At 54.9% G+C, this 21773-nt stretch carries 22 protein-coding genes and 1 tRNA gene; 19 read left to right on the top strand and 4 right to left on the bottom strand.

The features are described 5' to 3' along the window. Positions 1-28 precede the first annotated feature (28 nt). From plsX to CMO10_RS05115, 5 genes are all read left to right on the top strand, one after another. Entirely contained in the window at positions 29-1108 is a 1080-nt protein-coding gene (plsX, locus tag CMO10_RS05135; RefSeq protein ID WP_297019273.1) for a phosphate acyltransferase PlsX, read from the top strand. A gap of 40 nt (positions 1109-1148) precedes the next feature. Beyond that, complete coding sequence (locus CMO10_RS05130; protein ID WP_297019271.1) at positions 1149-2120, top strand: beta-ketoacyl-ACP synthase III; 972 nt, start codon at positions 1149-1151, stop codon at positions 2118-2120. A 155-nt stretch (positions 2121-2275) separates the two neighbouring features. Continuing rightward, the gene (locus CMO10_RS05125; RefSeq protein ID WP_044829166.1) at positions 2276-2566 is read left to right on the top strand and encodes an integration host factor subunit alpha; all 291 of its coding nucleotides are present in this window, start codon (positions 2276-2278) and stop codon (positions 2564-2566) included. Between the two features lie 11 nt (positions 2567-2577). Then, positions 2578-3060, top strand: a complete 483-nt coding sequence (locus CMO10_RS05120) for a MerR family transcriptional regulator (protein WP_297019268.1) — start codon at positions 2578-2580, stop codon at positions 3058-3060. 68 nt (positions 3061-3128) lie between these two features. Further along, positions 3129-3205 (top strand) — tRNA-Pro (locus CMO10_RS05115). 43 nt (positions 3206-3248) lie between these two features. Here CMO10_RS05115 and CMO10_RS05110 read toward each other — a convergent pair. Beyond that, positions 3249-3827, bottom strand: coding sequence for a histidine phosphatase family protein (locus CMO10_RS05110; RefSeq protein ID WP_297019266.1), 579 nt, complete (start codon positions 3825-3827; stop codon positions 3249-3251). 121 nt (positions 3828-3948) lie between these two features. After that, the gene (locus tag CMO10_RS05105) at positions 3949-4194 is read right to left on the bottom strand and encodes a hypothetical protein (RefSeq protein ID WP_044829163.1); all 246 of its coding nucleotides are present in this window, start codon (positions 4192-4194) and stop codon (positions 3949-3951) included. 85 nt (positions 4195-4279) lie between these two features. Between CMO10_RS05105 and cutA the strand changes: the two genes are divergently transcribed. Both cutA and CMO10_RS05095 read left to right on the top strand, forming a co-directional pair. Next, on the top strand, positions 4280-4636 hold the full coding sequence (gene cutA / locus CMO10_RS05100) for a divalent-cation tolerance protein CutA (RefSeq protein ID WP_052657645.1): 357 nt from the start codon (positions 4280-4282) through the stop codon (positions 4634-4636). A 63-nt stretch (positions 4637-4699) separates the two neighbouring features. Further along, positions 4700-5263: a septation protein A gene (locus CMO10_RS05095; protein WP_297019262.1), complete on the top strand. Its 564-nt coding sequence runs from the start codon at positions 4700-4702 to the stop codon at positions 5261-5263. An 85-nt stretch (positions 5264-5348) separates the two neighbouring features. On the opposite strand, the gene CMO10_RS05090 is transcribed toward CMO10_RS05095, so the two are convergent. Beyond that, on the bottom strand, positions 5349-6548 hold the full coding sequence (locus CMO10_RS05090; protein ID WP_297019260.1) for a bifunctional 2-C-methyl-D-erythritol 4-phosphate cytidylyltransferase/2-C-methyl-D-erythritol 2,4-cyclodiphosphate synthase: 1200 nt from the start codon (positions 6546-6548) through the stop codon (positions 5349-5351). A gap of 122 nt (positions 6549-6670) precedes the next feature. On the opposite strand from CMO10_RS05090, the gene ccsA reads away from it, so the two are divergent. The 12 genes from ccsA (at position 6671) to CMO10_RS05030 (ending at position 20779) form a co-directional block, all read left to right on the top strand. Next, positions 6671-7477, top strand: a complete 807-nt coding sequence (gene ccsA, locus CMO10_RS05085; protein WP_297019257.1) for a cytochrome c biogenesis protein CcsA — start codon at positions 6671-6673, stop codon at positions 7475-7477. A 258-nt stretch (positions 7478-7735) separates the two neighbouring features. Continuing rightward, positions 7736-8746: a tRNA dihydrouridine synthase DusB gene (dusB, locus tag CMO10_RS05080; RefSeq protein ID WP_297019255.1), complete on the top strand. Its 1011-nt coding sequence runs from the start codon at positions 7736-7738 to the stop codon at positions 8744-8746. Between the two features lie 56 nt (positions 8747-8802). After that, positions 8803-9948: a two-component system sensor histidine kinase NtrB gene (locus CMO10_RS05075; RefSeq protein WP_044829157.1), complete on the top strand. Its 1146-nt coding sequence runs from the start codon at positions 8803-8805 to the stop codon at positions 9946-9948. Then, positions 9945-11393 carry a nitrogen regulation protein NR(I) gene (gene ntrC / locus CMO10_RS05070; protein ID WP_297019252.1) on the top strand — a complete coding sequence of 483 codons (1449 nt, stop codon included), beginning with the start codon at positions 9945-9947 and terminating at the stop codon, positions 11391-11393. The genes CMO10_RS05075 and ntrC overlap by 4 nt, the downstream gene beginning before the upstream one ends. After that, positions 11390-13666 carry a sensor histidine kinase NtrY-like gene (locus tag CMO10_RS05065; protein WP_297019250.1) on the top strand — a complete coding sequence of 759 codons (2277 nt, stop codon included), beginning with the start codon at positions 11390-11392 and terminating at the stop codon, positions 13664-13666. The genes ntrC and CMO10_RS05065 overlap by 4 nt, the downstream gene beginning before the upstream one ends. Positions 13667-13713: 47 nt before the next feature. Beyond that, positions 13714-15093, top strand: a complete 1380-nt coding sequence (gene ntrX, locus CMO10_RS05060) for a nitrogen assimilation response regulator NtrX (protein ID WP_297019248.1) — start codon at positions 13714-13716, stop codon at positions 15091-15093. Between the two features lie 42 nt (positions 15094-15135). Then, positions 15136-16515, top strand: a complete 1380-nt coding sequence (trkA, locus tag CMO10_RS05055; protein WP_044829153.1) for a Trk system potassium transporter TrkA — start codon at positions 15136-15138, stop codon at positions 16513-16515. Positions 16516-16578: 63 nt separating this feature from the next. Beyond that, positions 16579-17265: an HAD family hydrolase gene (locus tag CMO10_RS05050; RefSeq protein ID WP_297019246.1), complete on the top strand. Its 687-nt coding sequence runs from the start codon at positions 16579-16581 to the stop codon at positions 17263-17265. A gap of 122 nt (positions 17266-17387) precedes the next feature. After that, a complete protein-coding gene (hfq, locus tag CMO10_RS05045) occupies positions 17388-17645 on the top strand; it encodes an RNA chaperone Hfq (RefSeq protein ID WP_297019244.1) in 258 nt (85 codons plus the stop codon). A 7-nt stretch (positions 17646-17652) separates the two neighbouring features. After that, the gene (gene hflX, locus CMO10_RS05040) at positions 17653-18984 is read left to right on the top strand and encodes a GTPase HflX (protein WP_472910348.1); all 1332 of its coding nucleotides are present in this window, start codon (positions 17653-17655) and stop codon (positions 18982-18984) included. 14 nt (positions 18985-18998) lie between these two features. Further along, a complete protein-coding gene (locus CMO10_RS05035) occupies positions 18999-19826 on the top strand; it encodes an inositol monophosphatase family protein (protein ID WP_297019242.1) in 828 nt (275 codons plus the stop codon). An 83-nt stretch (positions 19827-19909) separates the two neighbouring features. Then, positions 19910-20779, top strand: a complete 870-nt coding sequence (locus CMO10_RS05030; protein ID WP_297019240.1) for an AraC family transcriptional regulator — start codon at positions 19910-19912, stop codon at positions 20777-20779. Between the two features lie 32 nt (positions 20780-20811). Here the strand turns inward: CMO10_RS05030 and mazG are convergent, their stop codons facing one another. Further along, the gene (gene mazG / locus CMO10_RS05025; protein WP_297019238.1) at positions 20812-21636 is read right to left on the bottom strand and encodes a nucleoside triphosphate pyrophosphohydrolase; all 825 of its coding nucleotides are present in this window, start codon (positions 21634-21636) and stop codon (positions 20812-20814) included. Between the last annotated feature and the right edge of the window lie 137 nt (positions 21637-21773).

Below are 21773 nucleotides of genomic sequence, written 5' to 3'. Positions count from 1 at the left end.
GATTTTAGAACAACCATAAGAGAATACGTTGCCTGAACAGGTTTGCATATCACTTGACGCGATGGGAGGAGACCACGCGCCAGAGATGGTTTTGGCCGGTGCAGAAATTGCACTCAAACGGTTGCCCCATCTCAAGTTTCTGATGTTTGGTGATGAAGCACAGCTCAAACCGATGCTGGCCAAATATCCGACATTGGAAGCTGTCAGCGAGATCCGCCACGCATCCCAGGAAGTCTCGATGGAAGACAAGCCTTCCGTCGCCCTGCGTCAACGCCGGGATTCCAGCATGCGGCTTGCCATCAATGCCGTTAAGGAAGGCGATGCACAGGGTGTTGTGTCTGCCGGGAATACCGGGGCCCTGATGGCGATGGCGAAGTTTGTCCTGAAAACCGTGCGTGGTATCGATCGTCCGGCGATTGCCACCTATATGCCGACCCAGCGCGGCGAGACGGTGATGCTTGACCTTGGTGCGAACATCGAATGTGACGAGCACAACCTGGTGCAGTTCGCCCTGATGGGGGAAGTGTTCACCCGTATTCTGTTTGGCCTTGAAAAGCCGTCTGTCGGCTTGCTCAATGTCGGCATCGAAGAGCTTAAAGGCAATGAATCGGTCAAGAAAGCCGCGGCAATCCTGCGTGATAGCGATCTTCCGATCCGCTTTGAAGGCTTTGTCGAGGGGGATGACCTTGCCAAGGGGACCGTTGATGTCATCGTGACCGACGGCTTTACCGGCAACGTGGCGCTCAAGACTGCAGAAGGGACTGCACGCCTGTTGGTGCATTTCCTGCGCGAGACGTTCAAAAGCTCCTTCTTTGCCAAGATCGGCTATCTTCTTGCCCGTCGTTCGCTTCAGCGTTTCCGTGATCGCATGGATCCGCGCCGTTACAATGGCGCGATGTTGCTCGGGCTGAATGGTATTGCGGTCAAAAGCCATGGCGGTACGGATGCGCTTGGTTTTTCCAATGCCATCGGGGTTTGCCACGACCTGATCGTTAATAACCTTAATGACAGCATCAAGCATGAGCTCTCGATCTTTGAACAGGCCATGAGCGGCCTTGAAAATGACGAGGCAGAAGAAGTTGCCGTTCCTGTTGGTCAAGCCAACTGATTAACCCACCAGAAAACAGAAAGCCGGCGGTCCCCAAATCATGACAACTCGTTCTCGCATTATTGGTTGCGGTTCATATCTACCTGCAAACGTTGTAACCAATGATGATCTCGCCAAGCGCGTCGATACGTCAGATGAATGGATCGTGGCCCGGACGGGCATCCGCCAGCGTCACATCGCCGCCGAAGGCGAAACCACCAGTGATCTGGCCTTTGAAGCCGCCAAAAAGGCAATGGAACATGCTGGTGTCACGTCTGAAGACATCGACCTGATCATTGTTGCGACTGCGACGCCCGATAATACCTTCCCGGCAACCGCGACCAAGGTTCAGAACCGCCTTGGGGTCAAGGGCTTTGCCTTTGATGTGCAGGCCGTTTGTTCCGGCTTTATCTATGCCCTGACGACGGCGGATATGTATATCCGAAATGGGCAGGCGAAGACCGCGCTTGTCATTGGGGCGGAGACGTTTTCGCGCATTCTGGATTGGGAAGACCGCCGGACGTGCGTGCTGTTTGGTGATGGTGCCGGTGCGGTTGTGTTGCAGGGCGTTGAAGGCAACGGCACCATGGAAGATGTTGGTATCTTGGCCAACCGTCTGCATTCCGATGGCAGCAAATATGAGCTGCTTTACGTTGATGGTGGCCCGTCTTCGACCCAGACGGTGGGGCATTTGCGCATGGAAGGCCAGGAAGTCTTCCGCCATGCGGTGACCAACCTTGCCGGTGTGATCCGCGAAGTTCTGGCCGATACCGGGCTTGAGCCCACCGATATTGATTGGCTTGTGCCCCATCAGGCCAACCAGCGTATTCTTGATAGCACCGCACGCAAGTTCGGAATTTCCAAGGACAAGGTTGTGGTGACGGTTGATCGTCACGCCAACACGTCTGCGGCGTCTATTCCGTTGGCCCTTGCCGAAGCCGTTCATGACGGACGCGTTCAGCGCGGTGATATTGTCGTGCTTGAAGCAATGGGTGGCGGCTTTACCTGGGGCGCATCTTTGGTGCGTTGGTAAGGCCGGATTGCTTGCGCGGAATGAGACAAATTCACGTGAATTTCTTAATTTTCACAACATTCCGTCAAAAAGCAGTGTATCCTGTTGATATTGACTGATTTCGCTACCAGATATAGCCTTGTAAATTAAGTCCCGTAATTAGGAGGCGGCCTGTCATGTCGGAAACAACGATTACCCGTGCGGATCTCGCTGAAGCCGTTTACCAGGAAGTAGGTCTGTCGCGGAACGAGTCCGCCCAGCTGCTTGAAACTGTTCTCGATGAAATTTCATCGGCACTGATCAAAGACGAAGTGGTGAAAATTTCCTCGTTCGGAAGTTTCTCTGTGCGTCAGAAAGGTCAGCGCATCGGACGAAACCCGAAAACGGGTGAAGAAGTACCGATCCTTCCGCGTAAGGTACTTGTTTTCCGGCCGTCACAGGTCCTGAAAGCGCGAATTAACAATTAAGAAAAAGACGCATGAAAACGAACTTGGGGGCTGCGGCGGGGAATTCCCGCCGGACAGCAAAGTCTGACTCTGCTTTTCGCACAATTAGCGAGGCTGCCAAGGAGCTTGGTCTTCAGCAGCACGTCCTGCGGTTCTGGGAATCCAAGTTTCCCCAGATCCAGCCGATGAAACGGGCAGGTGGCAGACGCTATTACCGTCCTGAAGACATTGATTTCCTGTCCCATATCCGTACCCTTCTGCATGATCAGGGGTTCACGATCAAAGGGGTGCAAAAGCTTCTTGATCAGAACAAGGGCAAGCTGCCCTCCGAAATTGCAGTCACCGGGCAGGATGCCGAGGCAGCTGGTTCGGATATGGCACCAAGTGCTGCTGCACCGGTTGCGGGCAGTGTTTCCGGCCCGGACAAAACAGCACTCAAAGCTGTTTTGGGCGAACTTGAAGAACTTCAGGCAATCCTGCGCTCAGGCCTGCAGGACGCCAAAAAAAATCCATAAAAACCATTTGCGTCTTTGGCGTGGCGCCGCTATTTATCGAGCCGCGCCAAACGGCGCAACTCTACGGTCGGAGCGTGGCGCAGCCTGGTAGCGCACCTGCATGGGGTGCAGGGGGTCGGAGGTTCGAATCCTCTCGCTCCGACCAATTATCTCTCCCTTGAAAAATCGATCACGCGTTTCCCGTGATGCTACGGCATCAGGTGGGCAAGTACGTCTATGTCTGTGCCGTTATCAGCCATTCTGAACAGAATGATCTCGCCTGATCTTGGAAAAATTCCGGTCAGGGCGGTGATGTTGACCTGATGGGTGACGAGCAGCAGTTTTTCATCATCCGACGAAGTGGCAAGCTGTTCCTTGATTGCGGCACTCTGCGCGGGCTCGCGACTGCGGTCGCGGAAGAAGGAGTTGAGGGCGGGTTCCTCAATCACCGGACCAAGATCCAGAAAACGCGCGGTATCAACACAACGGCACCACTGGCTTGTCAGCACCGCGGTGACCTTGATCCCCATATCGCGAATGACGGCACCCGTGTTTCGTGCCTGTTCACGGCCGGTGTCATCAAGGTTGCGTTGGGTTGAACAATCGCCCAGCGTAAAATTCGCCGGATCACCGGTTCCGGGCGCAATGGCATGCCGCATCAGGGCATGCACCCCATCAGTTTTCCAGATTTGCCATGCATCTTCCGAAGCCGCGGCTGGGATCGACCAGAACATCAAACCCGCCAGAACCAATACAATCCGGAGCATGTTTTGGTGCAGTATCGACATGATCTTTACCCATCTGTTGCCCGCAAGGGAGATGAGTCTGATACCCGAAAGCGCTGGTTTCGGATCAAAACGGCAGAGAATTGATTGGATTTGACAGCAGAAAGTCGATTGCGTGGCTGTGTTAAATGCCCGCACTCGCGACGCGACGGCCCTCATCAGTCAGTTTGCAGATCAACCAATCGGGTTTGACCGGGTTATCAAACCAGGGGGCTGCCCAACCGTGATCAATGCAGCTCCGGACCGTTTTTTCGCTGATCTGTTTGCCATTGCCGTCAAAAAGCGGCAATTTTCCACCGGGCTGACTCAGGCCACGGCGCAGCCATTCCAGCTGCACGTCGGTCGGTTTCGAATGTTTTTTCCCCGTCATCGGTACTCCCCGCACCGTTATGGTATGATTGGTGATACAAACATCTTGGTTAGTGTGACGTATATTCAACCATGGAGCAATCGCAATGACGCCAGAAGAGTTCCAACCAAGCGAGATGTCATTTCTGTATGTCACGGTGCCGGACATGGATATTGCGCGCGTGATTGCCGGTGGGGCGATCCGTGAAAAACTGGCGGCTTGCGCGAATGTCTTGCCGCATATGACGGCGATTTATGAATGGGATGGCGATGTCGAGGAAGAGAGCGAAGTTGTTGTGATCCTCAAGACATCAAAAACAACCGCTGTGGAACTGGCGCAATGGATTGAGGATCACCATCCTTATGAAGTTCCCTGCATCCTTGAACTGCCTTTGGGGCGGGGCAATCATGATTATGTGTCGTGGCTGCAAACCCAGCTGGGATCAAGATCACGGCTGATGTGATTGCATCTGGCGGGCATGCCCCCTAGGATGGCGCAAATTTTAGTCCTTGGATGATACGAGTTAATGAATCAGTTTACCAAAATGGCCCTGGAGATGGGGCCGTTGATCCTGTTTTTTGCGGTCAATGCCACGACCAACCTGATGACGGCGACGGCGGTTTTCGTTGCCGCCACCGTTGTTGCCCTTGCAACATCTTATGCGCTGGCACGGACCATTCCGGTGATGCCGCTGATTGGTGGGGCGTTTGTTATCGTGTTTGGCGGTTTGACGCTTTATCTCGACGATGAGCTGTTCATCAAGATCAAGCCAACCATTGTGAACCTTCTGTTTGCCAGTATTCTGTTTGGCGGCCTTGCCGCAGGAAAACTGTTCCTGAAACTGGTTCTGGAAAGCGCGTTCAAGGCAACCGATGAAGGATGGCGCATCCTGACCTGGCGCTGGGCGTTCTTCTTTGTTTTTCTGGCCGTGGTCAACGAAATCGTCTGGCGCAACTTCTCGACCGATACTTGGGTCGCCTTCAAGGTCTGGGGCATCATGCCGATCACCATGGTGTTTGGCATGGCACAGGTGCCGGTCCTGATGAAGCATCAACTGCCCGAAGAAGAGGGCGGCGAGGCGGCGTCCTAGGCTTCAGACCCAGGCACACATTACGTTGATATGCAAAAGGGCAGGATCGAAATCCTGCCCTTTGTTTTTTCGTGGTCGTGCGTGATCAGCTGATCGGAAGGGCGACGCTGACGGCAGCCTGTGCAGCAATGCCTTCTTCGCGGCCGGTAAAGCCAAGCTTTTCGGTGGTGGTGGCTTTGACATTGACGCGATCAACATCGATCGCAAGGATTTCCGCGACCTTTTCACGCATTGCAGGCGTGTGCGGACCGATTTTCGGGCGTTCGCAAATCAGGGTAACGTCGACATTCACGATCCGACCGCCACGTTTGCGCACCAGCTCAGCCGCGTGTTTGAGGAAGATGTCGGATGCGGCACCTTTCCACTGCATGTCGCTTGGCGGGAAATGCTGGCCGATATCACCTGCGCCAATCGCGCCCAGAATAGCATCGGTCAGGGTGTGCAGGCCGACATCGGCATCGGAATGACCTTCCAGACGGGCGGTATGCGGGACTTTGACGCCACACAGGATACAATGATCGCCTGGGGCAAAGCGGTGAACATCAAATCCGGTGCCAGCCCGGTATTCTTCTTGCGACATCTGCGCTGTTTCCTTGTTTGTGCTGTCCGCCCAGCTTTGTGCACGGCCAAAGTCATCACGATGGGTGATCTTGTCGTTGTTGGTAGTACCCGCCACACACATCACATCAAGTCCGATGGCCTCAAGCAGGGCGGCATCATCGGTGAATTCCTGACCTTCAAATTTCTGGTGCGCGTCAAAGATGGTTTTGAAGTCAAATCCTTGCGGCGTTTGCGCCCGTTGAAGACTCTCACGCGGAATGGTTTGCGTGATCACGCCATGCGCATCGGTTTGCTTGATGGTGTCGGCAACGGGCAGGGTCGGGATGGCGCCACGATGCGTTTCAAGGGCTGCCATGACACGTTCGATCACGTCATCGGAAATGCCCGGACGGGCCGCATCATGGATCAGTACACGATCAGGCGCCTTTGCGACGAGTGCGCGCAAACCGTTCAGAACCGATTGCTGACGGGTTTCGCCGCCTGCCACCGGTGCCGGGAGTGATATGGCATCATCCAGGGACGCGGTTGCGGCGTCATACCAGTCCTGATGGGCTGGGTTATAGACCACCTGAATAAGGGCAGGGTCGGTATGTCGTGCAAAGCATTCAATGCAATGGGCAAGAATGCTTTTGCCGCCAAGCATGTGATATTGTTTTGGTATTGGGTCGCCAAATCTGCTACCGCTGCCGGCAGCAACGATGACAACGCCTGTTTTTTGGGTCATAAACGTAATGCCATGGCTTGTCTGAAGTGCGCCGCAGGCTATCTTTCTGCGAGGGATTTGCCAAGTCGGCAAATGCAATATCGGGATCAAGCCTGATCCGGAAGACAGAAACGGGTTCCAAGATGCTCGCTGCCTATATTCATATCCTAGCACTGCTGCCCCTGACCGGGCAGATAATGCGTGCCGAGCCGCGTCGGGATGTGTGGCTTTATGCGTCGATTTGTCTGGCGGCAGTTGGAACGATGTTTTTGCTTGGCGTAACCGGCGAGGAAGTCCAGTCACGCGGCTTTGCTGCAGCCCTGCATTGGTCGGAGCTGACCGTGATCATGATCTTTGGTGGTCTGGTCATCTGCAAGGGGCCGCATCAGGTTTGGCGGCTCGCGGGCTATATTGGTGGCTATCTGCTTTTGTTTGCGGTGCTTGCCGCGATCTTCCGTGTATTTGGTGATCATGATCCCGAAGTGGTCAATGGTCCTGCACTCTATTCCGGCTGGCTTTGGACCCATATTGGCAGTTCCCTGATCACCTATGCCTTGGTGACCTTGGCAGCGATTGCCGCAATGGCATATGTCGTTCAGGAATATGCCCTTAAAAAGCGCAAGCCGACCCGTTGGAGCCGCCGTCTGCCGCCTCTGCGTGACAGTGAATACATGTTGGTCGGCTTTTTGAAATGGTCGGCATGGGTGCTGGTGATCGGGATTGTGTCCGGCTTTGCCCTGCGCTATGTCGAGGGTCGCAGTCTTTGGGAAATTGATCACAAGATGCTGCTGACCCTGCTTGGCTTTGTCACCATTTGCATCCTGATCTTTATCCATGAACGCTCCAACCTGCGCGGGCGTATGGCTGTGCGGTTCGTGCTGGGGGCCTGGCTGTTGCTGACCTTGGCATTCCCGGGTGTTCGACTGGTGACGGGCTACATTATCGGATAGGCCTTTTGGCTTATCTGCACCTAATATGCCCAATTTTTACGATCATTTCGCCAGCGCATGCATAATTGCTAGTCATTGATTATCGTTTTGCGCCGGTTTGTAACGCTTTCCTTCACCGAGAATCTTCCAAATTTCTGCAGTGTTTCTGTGAATTAACCGTCATCGGGGCATGATATTTGCGCCAATGCGGCGAGAGTTGTTGCATGTCGTTGCCAGTTTTATTAATCTGCCCAAGTTTTAGGCAATTGGAATTCCTTCATGTCATTGCAGATCGGTTCTGTACATGTGCCAGAGAATGTTGTGCTGGCACCGATGTCAGGTGTGACTGACCTTCCGTTTCGGCAACAGGTCCGCCAGTTTGGCGGCCATCTTGTTGTGTCCGAAATGATTGCGTCGGACGCCATGACCCGCATCCAGCGGCATGAAAAGGAAGTCCGGAAAATGCATGGCGATTGCGCCGCCGAAACCCCGTTGTCGGTCCAGCTTGCCGGTACCGAACCCGAAGAAATGGCCGAGGCTGCCAAGATGAACGAGGCCCGCGGGGCCATGATCATCGATATCAATATGGGTTGCCCGGCCAAAAAGGTGACCAAGGGCTATGCCGGTTCGGCGCTGATGCGCGATGAAAAGCTTGCGGCGGACATCATCAAGGCGACGGTTGATGCGGTATCCGTGCCCGTGACGCTTAAAATGCGTCTGGGCTGGGATGATGATAACCGCAATGCCCCGGCTTTGGCGCGTATCGCCGAGGATCTTGGGATTGCGATGCTGACCATTCACGGGCGCACGCGTTGCCAGTTCTATAAGGGGGATGCAGACTGGGATGCGATTGCACTGGTCAAGGATGCAGTATCCATCCCGGTTTTGGGCAATGGCGATGTGAACAGCGAAGAAGACGCCAAGGAGCTTCTCGATCGATCCGGTGCAGATGGCGTGATGATTGGCCGGGGCGCGCAGGGGCGTCCATGGTTCCTTGCGCAGGTTTCGCATTATCTTAAAACCGGTCAAAAGCTTGCCGCGCCAAGTCTTGAAGTTCAGCTTCAAACCATCCTGCGCCACTATGATGCGATGATTGATCATCATGGCCGTCAGGGTGTGCGCATCGCGCGCAAGCATCTGGCGTGGTATTGCAACAGCTTGCGCAATGCGACGGAATTTCGTCGTGTTGTCAATGTGTTGGATGATCCGGCTGAAGTGAAAACGCAAATCCGCGCGTTTTACGAGCCGCTGATCGAAAACGAAATCAAACTGGATCAGGAAGCAGCCTGATCACTTCATAACAATAATATGGCGACCATCAAAAACAGTCGTCGGGGAAGAATTGCATGAGACTGGGATTTGGAAAAGGCAACGGGGTCGACCCGACGGGCGTTCTCAACGCGATCGCGAGCGCGGTCGTTGTCGCCAACCGGGATGGCAAGATCAAGTTTGTCAATCAGGCGACCGAGCAGCTGTTTAACACCAGCGCAAGCGTGTTGTGCCGTAGTGACCTGACGGATTTTATCCCGTCAGACAGCCCGGTCTTTTCCCTGATCAAGCAGGCGATTGATGAAGCCACACTGGTGGCCGACCACAACCTGCTGATTGAAAGTCCCAAGATCGGCAAGCACACGGTCAATCTGACCGTGGGGTCCATGCCTGATGAGAGCGATTGTGCCGTTCTGACCTTTGAGCCGCGGTCGATTGCGCAAAAAATCGATAACCAGTTGCTCAGCCGAAACTCGGCACGTTCGGTCAGTGCGATGGCGGCCATTCTGGCCCATGAAATCAAAAACCCGCTTTCGGGTATTCGCGGTGCCGCGCAGTTGCTGGAACAGACCAGCAATGAGGATGACCGCGTTCTGACCCGCCTGATTTGTGATGAGGCCGACCGGATTGTCGAGCTTGTCGACCGCATGGAAATCTTTTCCGACAAGCCGCTGGAGCGCGGGGCAGTCAATATTCATACAGTTCTTGAGCATGTCCGTCGTCTTGCGGAAAACGGGTTTGGCAAGAACCTGACATTCGAGGAAATCTACGATCCGTCCTTGCCGCCGGTATTTGGCAATCGTGATCAGCTTGTTCAGGTGTTCCTGAACCTGATCAAGAATGCCGGCGAGGCGGTCGATCCCAAGGATGGAAAAATTACCATTTCGACACGCTATCAGCATGGCATCCGCTTGGCGGTTGCTGGCGGTGACGCACGTGTTCATCTGCCGCTGGTGGTGTCGGTACGTGATAATGGGCCGGGCATTCCGCCAGACATGCGTGAAAGCCTGTTTGATCCGTTTGTCACGACAAAGCCGACCGGTTCGGGGCTTGGCCTTGCGCTGGTGGCGAAAATCATCAATGACCATGGTGGTGTGATTGAAGTGAAAGATGTGCCTGGGGGAGGTGCAGAGTTTCAAATCATGCTGCCGATTTACAATCGGGCACTGGCCGAAGGGGCATCTGACCCGATCATAATCAAAAACAGGGAAGAAACCGCATGAGTACCAGCCCTGCGAGAATTCTGGTTGCCGACGATGATCGGGCCATTCGCACTGTTCTGACGCAGGCATTGTCGCGTCAGGGGCATGAAGTCCGCAGTACCGGCCATGGCCGCACACTGTGGGATTGGATCGCCGACGGGGATGGCGATCTGGTGATTACCGACGTCATGATGCCTGACGAGAACGGGCTGGACATGGTGCCGCGCATTCGCAAGCTGCGCCCGGACCTGCGCGTGATCGTTATGAGTGCCCAGAACACCCTGATGACCGCGGTCAAAGCAGCCCAGCGTGGTGCGTTTGAATATCTTCCAAAACCATTTGATCTCAATGAGTTGATGGGGATTGTTGATCGTGCGCTTGAGACGCCGCAGGAAAGCCAGACCGGCAAGGACGAGGATGAAGAGGGCGATGACCGCCTGCCTCTGATCGGCCGATCACCGGCGATGCAGGAAATCTATCGCGCACTCGCACGCCTGATGAACACCGACCTGACTGTCATGGTCACCGGTGAAAGCGGCACGGGTAAGGAACTGGTTGCGCGTGCCCTGCATGAATATGGCGGACGCCGCCATGGACCGTTCGTTGCGATCAATATGGCGGCTATCCCGCGCGAGCTGATCGAAAGCGAGCTGTTTGGTCATGAAAAGGGCGCCTTTACTGGCGCGAACGAGCGCAAGGTCGGCCGGTTCGAGCAGGCCGAGGGCGGTACGCTTTTCTTGGATGAAATCGGCGATATGCCGCTTGAAGCCCAGACGCGTTTGTTGCGCGTGTTGCAGGAAGGTGAATATACCCGTGTCGGTGGTCGGACACCGATCCGCGTCAATGTCCGCATCGTCGCGGCAACGCACCGTGATCTGCGCAAACTGATCCGTGAAGGCACATTCCGCGAAGATTTGTTCTATCGCCTCAATGTCGTGCCGATCCGTCTGCCGTCGCTGCGCGAACGCCTTGAAGACATTCCGGAACTGGTCAATCACTTCCTGATGCAGGCCAGCGAAGAAGGCCTGCCGCGCAAGACCCTGTCGAACGAGGCGATGGCGCGTCTGAAGGCGCATCGCTGGCCGGGCAACATCCGCGAACTCGAAAACATGGTGCGTCGCCTAACAGCACTTTATTCGCATGACGTGATCGGTGTTGATGTCATCGAGACCGAGTTTTCCGAAAACAATGTCAGCGAAGCCGCACCAAGTGCCGAGCCGCAGTCGCTTTCTGAGTCCATCGAACGTCATGTGCGCGAATATTTCGATGCCCATGATGATGATCTGCCAGCGAACGGCCTTTATGACCGGATCCTGCGCGAAATGGAGCGTCCGCTTTTGAACGTGACGCTTGAAGCGACCCGGGGCAATCAGGTCAAGGCAGCAGAAGTTCTGGGCCTTAACCGTAATACGTTGCGCAAGAAGATCCGTGATCTTGGACTGGAAGTCGTCAGGGGCACGAAATGAATAATACCGACCGTTCGATCTCCAACCGGTTCTTGCGGTCGGGCTTTGTACGGTTTCTGGGGCGGCTGGGCCAGTCACGCAGGTTTGCGTTCGGGCTGGTTACAGCGGCCCTTGTTTCGGTAACTGCGACCTATCTTGCCATGACCGGGACAGCGCCATTTCGGCCTGATCCGCGTCTGATCCTGCTGCTTTTGAACATCGATCTGGTGCTGGTGTTGCTTCTGGCAACACTGGTTGCGCGCAAGCTTGTCCAGATCTGGGTTGAACGTCGGCGCGGGGTGGCTGGCGCAAAGCTTCATACCCGAATGGTTCTGATGTTCTCGCTGGTGGCGGTGACACCAGCGATCGTGGTTGCCATTTTCTCGGCACTCTTCCTGCATTTTGGTATTCAGGGCTGGTTTAGCGACCGCATCCGAACTGCGGTTGAAGAAAGCATGGTGATCGCAGATGCCTATCTGCGCGAACACCAGGAACTGATCCGCGCGGATGCCTTGGCAACGACTAATGATTTGCAGCGTTTTGGGGTGAATTTCTCGACCAGTCCGGACCGTATTTCAAATTTTCTGACCGATCAGGCGCTCGCACGTGGTTTGCCAGAAGTCATGATGATTGATGGTTCAGGCCAGATCATCGCGCAGTCTGAATACAGCTTTTCCTACGACACCAATCAGGCATCCGTTCCGGCAGAGGTCTTTGACGAAGCGCGTCAGAAAGACGTCGTTTTGATGATCGGGTCGAGTGACAACCGCATTCGCGCGATTGCCAAGATTCCGAGTTTTATTGATGCATTCCTGTTGGTTGGGCGTTTTGTCGACCCGAACGTGCTGGATCGTATCGATAAGGCGCGTCGGGCGGTTGATGCCTATGAAAGCCTTGAGGGCGAGCGTTCAGGGATCGTGATTACGTTTGTCATGATCTTTGTCCTGATTTCGGTAGTTCTTCTACTGGCGGCAGTCACGTTGGGCCTTATGGTCGCAACGCGCTTGGTGCAGCCGGTCTCACAGCTGATTACCGGTGCTGAACGCGTGCGTGATGGTGATATGTCGTTCCGTGTGCCACTTGACGGGCAGGGTGATGAGCTTGAGGCCCTTGGTCGGGCGTTTAACCGCATGACGGCACAGCTTGAAACCCAGCGCAATGAGTTGGTTGCGGCCAACCGGCTGAATGATGAACGACGTCGCTTTACCGAGGCGATCCTGGGCGGTGTGACCGCAGGTGTGATTGGCCTTGATCCTGAACGCAAGATTGATCTGCCTAACCGAAGTGCGTCGGACCTTCTGGGGGTTGATCTGGAAGATTACCTGTCACAGGAACTGACAGAAGTTATCCCGGAATTCCTGCCGCTGTTTGAGGACTTTGGTCGTGATGGCGACCGCAGCAAACCGCGCCAGATCGAAATCCGCCGCGATGGTGTCAACCTGACCCTGATGGCGCGGGTGACGGCCGAATGGGCCGATGACGGCACGGTGTTTGGCTATGTCGTGACATTTGATGACGTAACAGAACTTCAGACCGCACAGCGTATGGCAGCCTGGGCTGATGTCGCGCGGCGTATCGCGCACGAAATCAAAAACCCGCTGACACCAATCCAGCTTTCGGCAGAGCGTCTTAAGCGTCGCTATCTCAAGCAGATCACCGATGATCAGGAGGTCTTTACGACCTGTACCGACACGATCATCCGGCAGGTTTCCGATATCGGGCGGATGGTTGATGAGTTTTCCAGCTTTGCGCGGATGCCATCGCCGACCATGCGGCTTGAAAACCTTGGCGAGCTGGTGAAAAGTGCCGTGTTCCTGCAAAAGCAGGCCCATAGCAACATCACCTATGATTTTGATCGCAGTGGCATCGAAGACCTGCAGATTTCCTGTGATGCGCATCAGGTTAATCAATGCCTGACCAACACGCTTAAAAACGCGGCCGAGGCCATCGAGGGACGTGAAAAGCCCGAAGAGGGCGAGCTGGCAAAAGGCAAAATCGAAATCTCGGTGGCAGAGTCGCCCGATAATCAGCGCGTTTTCGTGGCTGTTTCGGATAACGGCAAGGGTCTTCCGACCGAGCATCGCGAGCGTTTGACCGAGCCCTATGTCACGACCCGATCGAAGGGAACCGGGCTTGGTTTGGCCATCGTAAAGAAAATCATGGAAGACCATGGCGGAGAGCTTATACTCTCTGACGGCGTTGAAAGCGGAGCGACGATTACGCTATCCTTCCCAAAGGTTGTTGAGGTCGAAAACGAGGACCTCAACCCGGACACAGACTCCTCAGGCAATTGATTTAATTGTCAAAATCGCAACAAGAAAAAGATTGATTTGGTCACGACATGGCGCACGACATTCTTATTGTCGACGATGAAGAAGATATCCGGGCACTGATTTCCGGCATCCTTGAGGACGAGGGTTATACAACCCGTCAGGCTGGATCAAGTCAGGGCGCGCTGTCCGAAGTCGCGGCCCGCCGGCCGAGCCTTGTGGTGCTTGATATCTGGATGGATGAAAGCGATCACGACGGGATCGAGACGCTTCAACTGATCAAGCGCGAGCATAGCGAAGTCCCGGTGGTGATGATTTCTGGTCACGGCAATATCGAAACCGCGCTCGAAGCTTCGCGGATCGGGGCGTATGACTTTATCGAAAAGCCGTTTAACACCGACCGCCTGTTGATGGTGGTAGAACGTGCGATTGATGATGCGCGTCTGCGCCGCGAAAACCGCGAGCTCACGCTTCGTGCGGGTGGGGACACCGAACTGATTGGCAAATCATCGGTTGTGAACAACTTGCGCCAGTCCGCCGAACGTGTCGCGCGCACCGGCAGCCGCATTCTGATCCATGGCCCGGCAGGGTCGGGCAAGGAAGTTGTGGCGCGCCTGATCCATCAGAAATCAGCACGGGCCGAAGCGCCGTTTGTTGTGTTGAATTGTGCGAATATTTCGCCAGATACCATGGAAGAGTCGCTTTTTGGTGCGGTCGCAACCGCGGACCGTGAAGCACGTACCGGGGTACTTGAACTGGCCCATGGCGGGACCTTGTTGCTCGATGAAGTGGCTGACATGCCACTTGAAACCCAGGGCAAGATTGTCCGGGTGTTGCAGGACCAGACCTTTGAGCGCGTGGGTGGTTCGGTGCCAGTCAATGTTGATGTGCGCGTGATAGCAACGACGGCACGCGATCTGGAACAGCGGATCGAAGAACAGAAATTTCGGCAGGACCTTTATTACCGTCTAAATGTTGTCCCGCTTGAGGTGCCATCATTGCAGCAACGCCGTGATGACATTCCAGTTTTGGCGGAGATGTTCCTTGATCGCTATGCCGATGCAACCGGCCTTCCGAAAAGAAAGCTCTCGCCCGAGGCGATGGCGACCCTGCATGCCTATGACTGGCCAGGCAACGTTCGCCAGTTGCGCAATGTGATCGAAAGATTGATGATCATGGCGCCGGATGATGAAGACAAGGTGGATCTGATCAGCGGTAAAATGCTGCCGTCCGAGCTGTTTTCTGATGTGCCGACGTCGCTAAGTTTTGACAAGACCAGTGAAATCATGGCATTGCCGCTCCGCGAAGCGCGTGAGATGTTTGAAAAAGAATATCTCCAGACACAGATCGACCGTTTTGGCGGGAATATCTCCAAAACGGCCAGCTTTGTCGGCATGGAACGGTCAGCATTGCATCGCAAGCTGAAAAGCCTTGGTGTGAACGGGCAATAAGCCCAGGATCACTACGGACTGTTGTGAACGGGAGAACTCAACATGAAGGTCATCATTTGTGGCGCCGGGCAGGTGGGCTTCCACATTGCCAAATATCTGGCTGCGGAAAACAATGATGTAACCGTGATCGACCAGTCCGAAGAACTGGTGCGCAAAATTTCCGACACCCTTGAAGTCAAGGGCATCATCGGGTTCGGCTCACACCCGGACGTGCTGCAGCAGGCAGGCGCGGAAGAAGCCGACATGCTGATTGCGGTGACCTTTGCCGATGAAGTCAACATGACGGCCTGTCAAGTGGCGCATTCGCTGTTTAACGTGCCGACCAAAATCGCGCGTATCCGCAGCCAGACCTATCTGCAGCCGGAATGGGCTAGCTTGTTCGGCCGTGAAAAGCTTCCGATTGATGTGGTGATTTCGCCGGAAATGGAAGTGGCCCGTGCGGTTGCGCGTCGCCTTCAGGCGCCCGGTGCGTTTGACATGATTCCGTTTGCCGATGACAAGGTCAAAATCCTTGGTATCCGTTGTAGCGACGATTGCCCGGTGATCAACACGCCGCTGCGTCAGCTCCATCAGCTTTTCCCGGATCTCAATATCTCGATCCTTGGCATGATCCGCGGCGACAAGGCGGTCTATCCCAAGGGCGATGACCAGATGTTGGCAGGCGACCTTGTTTACCTTGCCGTTTCGAGTGATCAGGTCGACCGTGCCATGTCGGCATTTGGCCACGAAGACCCGGAAGCCCGCCGTATCGTGATCTTTGGGGGCGGTAACATCGCGCTGTTCCTCGCTGAGGAAATCAATCAGAACTTCCCGGGGGTTACCACACGATTGGTAGAGTCCGATCCAGAGCGCGCACGCTTTGTTGCCCAGAAACTGCCGAAGAAAAGCGTTGTTCTGCGCGGTGACGTTCTTGATCCGGAACTGCTGGAAGAAGCCAATGTCGGTAATGCCGAGGCAGTTGTTGCTCTGACCAATGATGATGAAACCAACATTCTGGCATCACTTCTGGCCAAACGGTATGGCTGCCCGCGTGCACTGACGCTGATTAACAAAAGCACCTATAACTCGCTGGTATCCGAGCTTGGCGTTGATGTGGTCATCAGCCCACGTATGACGACGGTGTCGACCATCTTGCATCACGTGCGCCGTGGCCGTATCCGGGCGGTTCACAGCCTGTCCGAGGGATTTGGCGAGGTGCTTGAGGCAGAGGCGCTTGAAACGGCCCCGATCGTTGGCAAGGCGATCAAGGATATCGCTATGCCGGCCAGTGTTGTGTTTGGCGCCATTCTGCGCGATGGCGAAGTCGTGATGCCGCGCGCGGCAACCGTGATCGAGGCCAATGACCGGATCGTGGTATTTGCTGGGTCCGAACAAATCAAGAAGGTCGAGAAGATGTTCGCCGTCCGTCTGGAATATTTCTGATCGGGCAGGCGATTACCTTAATCCTCATACAAAACAATATCCAGCCAGCCACCGGAAATCCAAATGTCTGACCAATTGCCCCAACCGCCGAAAGCCGTCATTTTTGACTGGGATAACACCCTTGTTGATAGCTGGGGGACCATTCAGGCCGCCCTTAACATGACGTTTGAGGATTTCGGGCTGGAGAAATGGTCGCTGGACCAAACCAAGCAGCGCGTTGCGCGCTCCTTGCGGGACAGTTTTCCGGTCCTGTTTGGCGAAGATCGCTGGGAAGAGGCCAAAGACAGCTTTTATGCCCATTTCCAGTCGATCCATCTTGAAACCCTGACGCCATTGGCCGGGGCGCATGATCTTTTATGTGCGCTGCGTGATAACGGCACCTATATCGGGGTGGTCAGTAACAAGAACGGAAATTTCCTGCGCAAGGAAGCCGATCACCTTGAATGGACCCCGTTTTTTGGCAAAATCATCGGTGCGACCGATGCCGCCAAGGACAAACCGGCACCTGACCCGGTGCATATGGCGATGGGCGACTCTTCGGCGTCGCAATATGAGAATCTGTGGTTTGTTGGCGATAGCGTGGTCGATATTCAGTGCGCGCGCAATGTCGGGGCGACTGCAATCCTGATTGGCGACGAAATTACCGGTCACGGCGACACGCAGAATTCTGCGACTCTTAGCCCTGATTGGCATTTCGCCGATTGCGAGGCGCTTGTAAGGGTTGTAAAAGGCTTCTCGAACGTCTTATAGTTCATGAAGGTCATTAAAAATGGGGCAGGAATCGTGACTGACCTGAAAAGTCGACGGTTCCACATTTTCCTTGGCCGCCCGAAACCAAAAAAACGCTCATAAAAGAAGGCTAGGTCTAACCAATGGCGGAAAAATCACAAAATGTTCAGGACGTCTTTCTGAACTATTGCCGTAAAAACAAAACGCCGGTTACCGTGTTTCTGGTCAACGGAGTCAAATTGCAGGGNATNATNACCTGGTTTGACAATTTCTCTGTTTTGCTGCGGCGCGATGCTCATACCCAGCTCGTNTACAAACACGCGATNTCGACGGTAATGCCGACGACNCCNATCAAGCTGTTTGATCCGAGCCAGCCTGCGACGGAAGAAGAAAATAGCTGACGAGTCTCTGACTTCGGGGGGCGGCGATACGCCAGATGCTCCCCGGGTCCTGGTTTTCCACCCGGAACTAAAACGCGCAGACCAAACAGGTGCTTGGCGCGACGCTTCGTCACGTCTGGAAGAAGCGGTCAGTTTGACGGGTGCCCTTGAATTTGAAGTGGTGGGCGCGGAAATCGTGCCCATCGCAAAGTTGCGTCCGGCCACGTTGTTTGGCAAGGGCGTAACGGAACGGCTTGGTTTGCAAATCAAAGCCATCGAGGCCGACATTGTCATGATCAATGGCCAGCTTACCCCGATCCAGCAACGTAATCTGGAACGGGAATGGAAATGCAAGGTCATTGACCGTACTGGCCTGATCCTTGAAATCTTTGCCGATCGTGCGCGAACCCGTGAGGGTCGTCTGCAGGTGCAGCTCGCATTGCTGAGCTATCAGAGATCCCGTCTTGTGCGCACCTGGACGCACCTTGAACGTCAGCGTGGTGGCCGTGGCTTCCTTGCCGGTCCGGGTGAAAGACAGATCGAGATTGACCGCCGTCTTATCGGTGACAAGTTGGCCAAGCTCCGTCGTGAGCTTGAGGAAGTCAAACGTACGCGTGAACTTCATCGCGAAGCGCGCCGTCGGGTGCCGTATCCGATTGTCGCCCTTGTCGGTTACACCAACGCCGGGAAATCAACGCTGTTTAACCAGTTGACCGTGTCCGAAGTGTTTGCCGAGGATATGCTGTTTGCGACGCTGGATCCGACCATGCGTGGGCTGATCCTGCCAAGTGGTCGCAAGGTGATCCTGTCTGACACCGTTGGCTTTGTTTCCGATCTGCCGCACGACCTTGTCGCGGCCTTTCGCGCGACGCTTGAGGAAGTGCTGGAAGCGGATCTGATTGTTCATGTCCGTGACGCGTCTTCGCCTGAAACCGAAGAACAGAAGCTTGATGTGCTTGAAGTTCTTAAGGAACTCGGGCTTCAGAAGGCGATTGACGGCGAAGAACTGGTCGAGGCGCTTAACAAGATTGATCAGCTTGAAGGCGAAGAACTTCAGGCAGTGTCGGAATATGCCGCGCGCCATGACAACACCATGGCGATTTCGGCCATCAAGGGCACGAATTGCGAGGCGTTGCTGCGGTTGATTGAAGACCGCCTGACTGAAGATATGCCGGTTTTTGAGCTGTGTGTGCCTTATGCGGATGGTAAATCACTTGCCCGGCTTTATGAGCAGGGTGAAGTGCTGAAACGAAACGAAGGTGCGGATGGTATTTCGGTTCAGGTGCGTGTCGATACGACCCGCGTTGGCCGGTTCGAGGATTGGTGTGCCAAGGCCGGGCTTGATATTCATCTGGTGTGATAGGGAGAAAGCGCGTGGCGATTAAAGTCGATATGGACAAGGTGACCGAAATCATCCGGGAAGTGTCGGCGCAAGAGATCGCCCCGCGTTTCGGTCAACTAGATGACGCCGATATCGACACCAAGACCCACGCCATGGATCTTGTCACCATCGCCGATACCGAGGCTGAGCGGGTTCTGACCCGCCGTCTGACCGACCTTCTGCCCGGAAGTCGTGCGCTTGGTGAAGAAGCCGCGCACGAAGACCCGAGCCTGCAGGATCGCGTTTTCGCCGCCGAGGACCCGTTCTGGATCATTGATCCGGTCGATGGCACGAAGAACTTCGCCCATCACAGGCAGCCATTTCGCTGCATGGTTGGACTTTATGCTGGCGGTGAAACCGTTGCTGCGTGGATTGTCGATCCGATTGAAGGGGCGGCAACTGTTGCGGAACTTGGGTCTGGCACGCGTTATCAGGATCAGGCGGTTTCGGTGCGCTCCAACATCACCAAGGCATCCGATGCCAAGGGCTTTTTGATTTCATATGCCCGTGATCGCATCTGCAAGCATTACGGCCATCTCGATTTCTTTGCCGATGTGGCGCATTATTCATGCTGCGGGGCTGAGTACGAGGAAATGGCGCGCGGCGCGTTTGATTTCTGTGCCTATCGCACGCTGAAACCCTGGGACCATGCGCCGGGGACGTTGCTGGTCCGCGAAGCGGGCGGTTATGCGCGCTATATCACGGCAGATAAAGACAACGAATATAACGCCAATGCCACGGCAGCAGGCCTTCTGTGTGCGAGTTCCGAGGAACTCTGGGCCGAGATCAATGAAATCCTGATGCCGCTATTTCCGGCATAACGACCGGCCGTAAGTCCGCAAGATTTGTCAAATCGACGCGTGCTAGCGTTTTCGAACTGCACAACAAACTGCACGAGAGAACGATGAACAAATTGCATGCCCAGAAGTCCTACCAGGAACGCCTTGCCCGGGTGCAGGGCTATATCCATGATCATCTTGATGAAGAGCTTGATCTGAACAGGCTGGCCGAAATCGCCTGCATGTCCCCAACCCATTGGCATCGTATTTATCACGGCGTTTTTGGTGAAACCATTGCTGCAACCGTCAAGCGTGTGCGCCTTCATACGGCGGCCGGAATGCTGGCAAATAGTGCCATTGCGATTGAGGAAATCGGCAAACGATGCGGGTATCCAAACCTGCAATCCTTTACCCGTATCTTTGCGGATGGTTATGGCATGCCGCCCGCGCGATATCGCAAGGAAGGCAGTCATGCGAAATTCCAGAACGCGCTTGAAGATCAAGGGGCTGTCATCAGCGGGCCTTGGGACGTTGAAATTCGTAAAGTGCCGGAAATGTCGCTGCTGACGATTGATCATCATGGATCATTCATGCAGATCGGTGAGGCGTTTGACAGATTGTTCGGATGGCTGGCTGTGCGTGATTTGATTGCACCGGATGTACGGCTGATCGGGGTTTATCACACCGACCCGGACAGCTACCGCGAAGAGGACCTGTTTTCCAAGGCTGGCGCGTTGCTTTCAGGCAATTCGGCGATCGAACTGGAAGCGCCGGTTGAAAGAACAACCGTTGTGGCGGGAAGATATGCCTGCCTGCACTACAAGGGGCCGTATGCCGATATGAAGGCCGCCTATTTGTGGCTGTTTGGCAAGTGGTTGCCCCAATCGGGCGAAGAGGTGCGCGAAGGTCCGGTGTTTGAGGAATATCTCAATAATCCGCGCGAAGTTGCGCCAACCGAATTGCTAACCGAAATCTATATGCCGCTGGAAAACTAGCTTTTGGAGCAGGGACTGGGTCAGGTGCGCATTCATACCTGACCGCGTTCGGTCTTCTTCGCCAGGTTCCAAAGGTTGTCCATTTCAGTCAGATCAGAGTCTGCGGCTGTTCTGCCATCCCGGGCCAGTTCATCTTCGATGAAATGGAACCGTTTGGTGAATTTGTGGTTGGCACCGCGCAGTGCGACTTCGGGATCAACACCGATCTTGCGGGCCAGATTGGCCATGACAAACAGCATGTCCCCCAATTCATCCTGCAAACGCGCCGGATCGGGGTTTTCGGTCATTTCGGCTTTAAGTTCGTCAATTTCCTCGTGAAGTTTGTCAAAGACTTCGTCGGTGCTGGGCCAGTCAAAGCGAACGCGGGCAGCGCGTTTGGTCAGTTTTTCAGCGCGCATGAGTGCGGGCAGGGCGCTTGCGACACCGTCAAGGGCGCTGTGGCGTTCGTGGCCTTTGTCCTCTGCCTTGCGGGCGCGTTCGGCAGCCTTGATCTTTTCCCAGGTCTGATTGACGCCATCGGTCGTGGTGGCGTCGCCATCACCAAACACGTGCGGATGGCGGCTGATCATTTTTGAAACGATGCTGTTGGCAACGTCTTCGAATTCGAAATGGCCGGCTTCCTTGGCCATCTGGGCATGAAAGACGACCTGAAGAAGAAGATCGCCTAACTCGTTGCAGAGTTCGGGCATGTCGCTATCGGCGATGGCGTCGACGACTTCGTAAGCTTCTTCGATGGTGTAGGGGGCAATAGTAGAGAAATCCTGCTCCAGATCCCACGGACAACCACCATCCGGGTTGCGCAGCTTTGCCATGACGTCGAGAAGTTCGTTGATGGCTTTGCTGTTATGCGTGGTCATGGTGAATGTCCCGTCTGCTTTGTTGGTTTTGCCCTGTTTGCTTCTTTAAGTCCTATCGCGCTGCACCACGACTGACAAGCAGATGATGCAGGCAAAACAAAACCCGCAAGGCCGGAATGGCACTTGCGGGTTTTGCT

The sequence above is a fragment of the Thalassospira sp. genome, from assembly GCF_002709775.1.
Lineage (GTDB): Bacteria > Pseudomonadota > Alphaproteobacteria > Rhodospirillales > Thalassospiraceae > Thalassospira.
The sequence above is the reverse complement of the archived record's forward strand: the minus strand, read 5'-3'. Positions and strand labels throughout refer to the sequence as shown.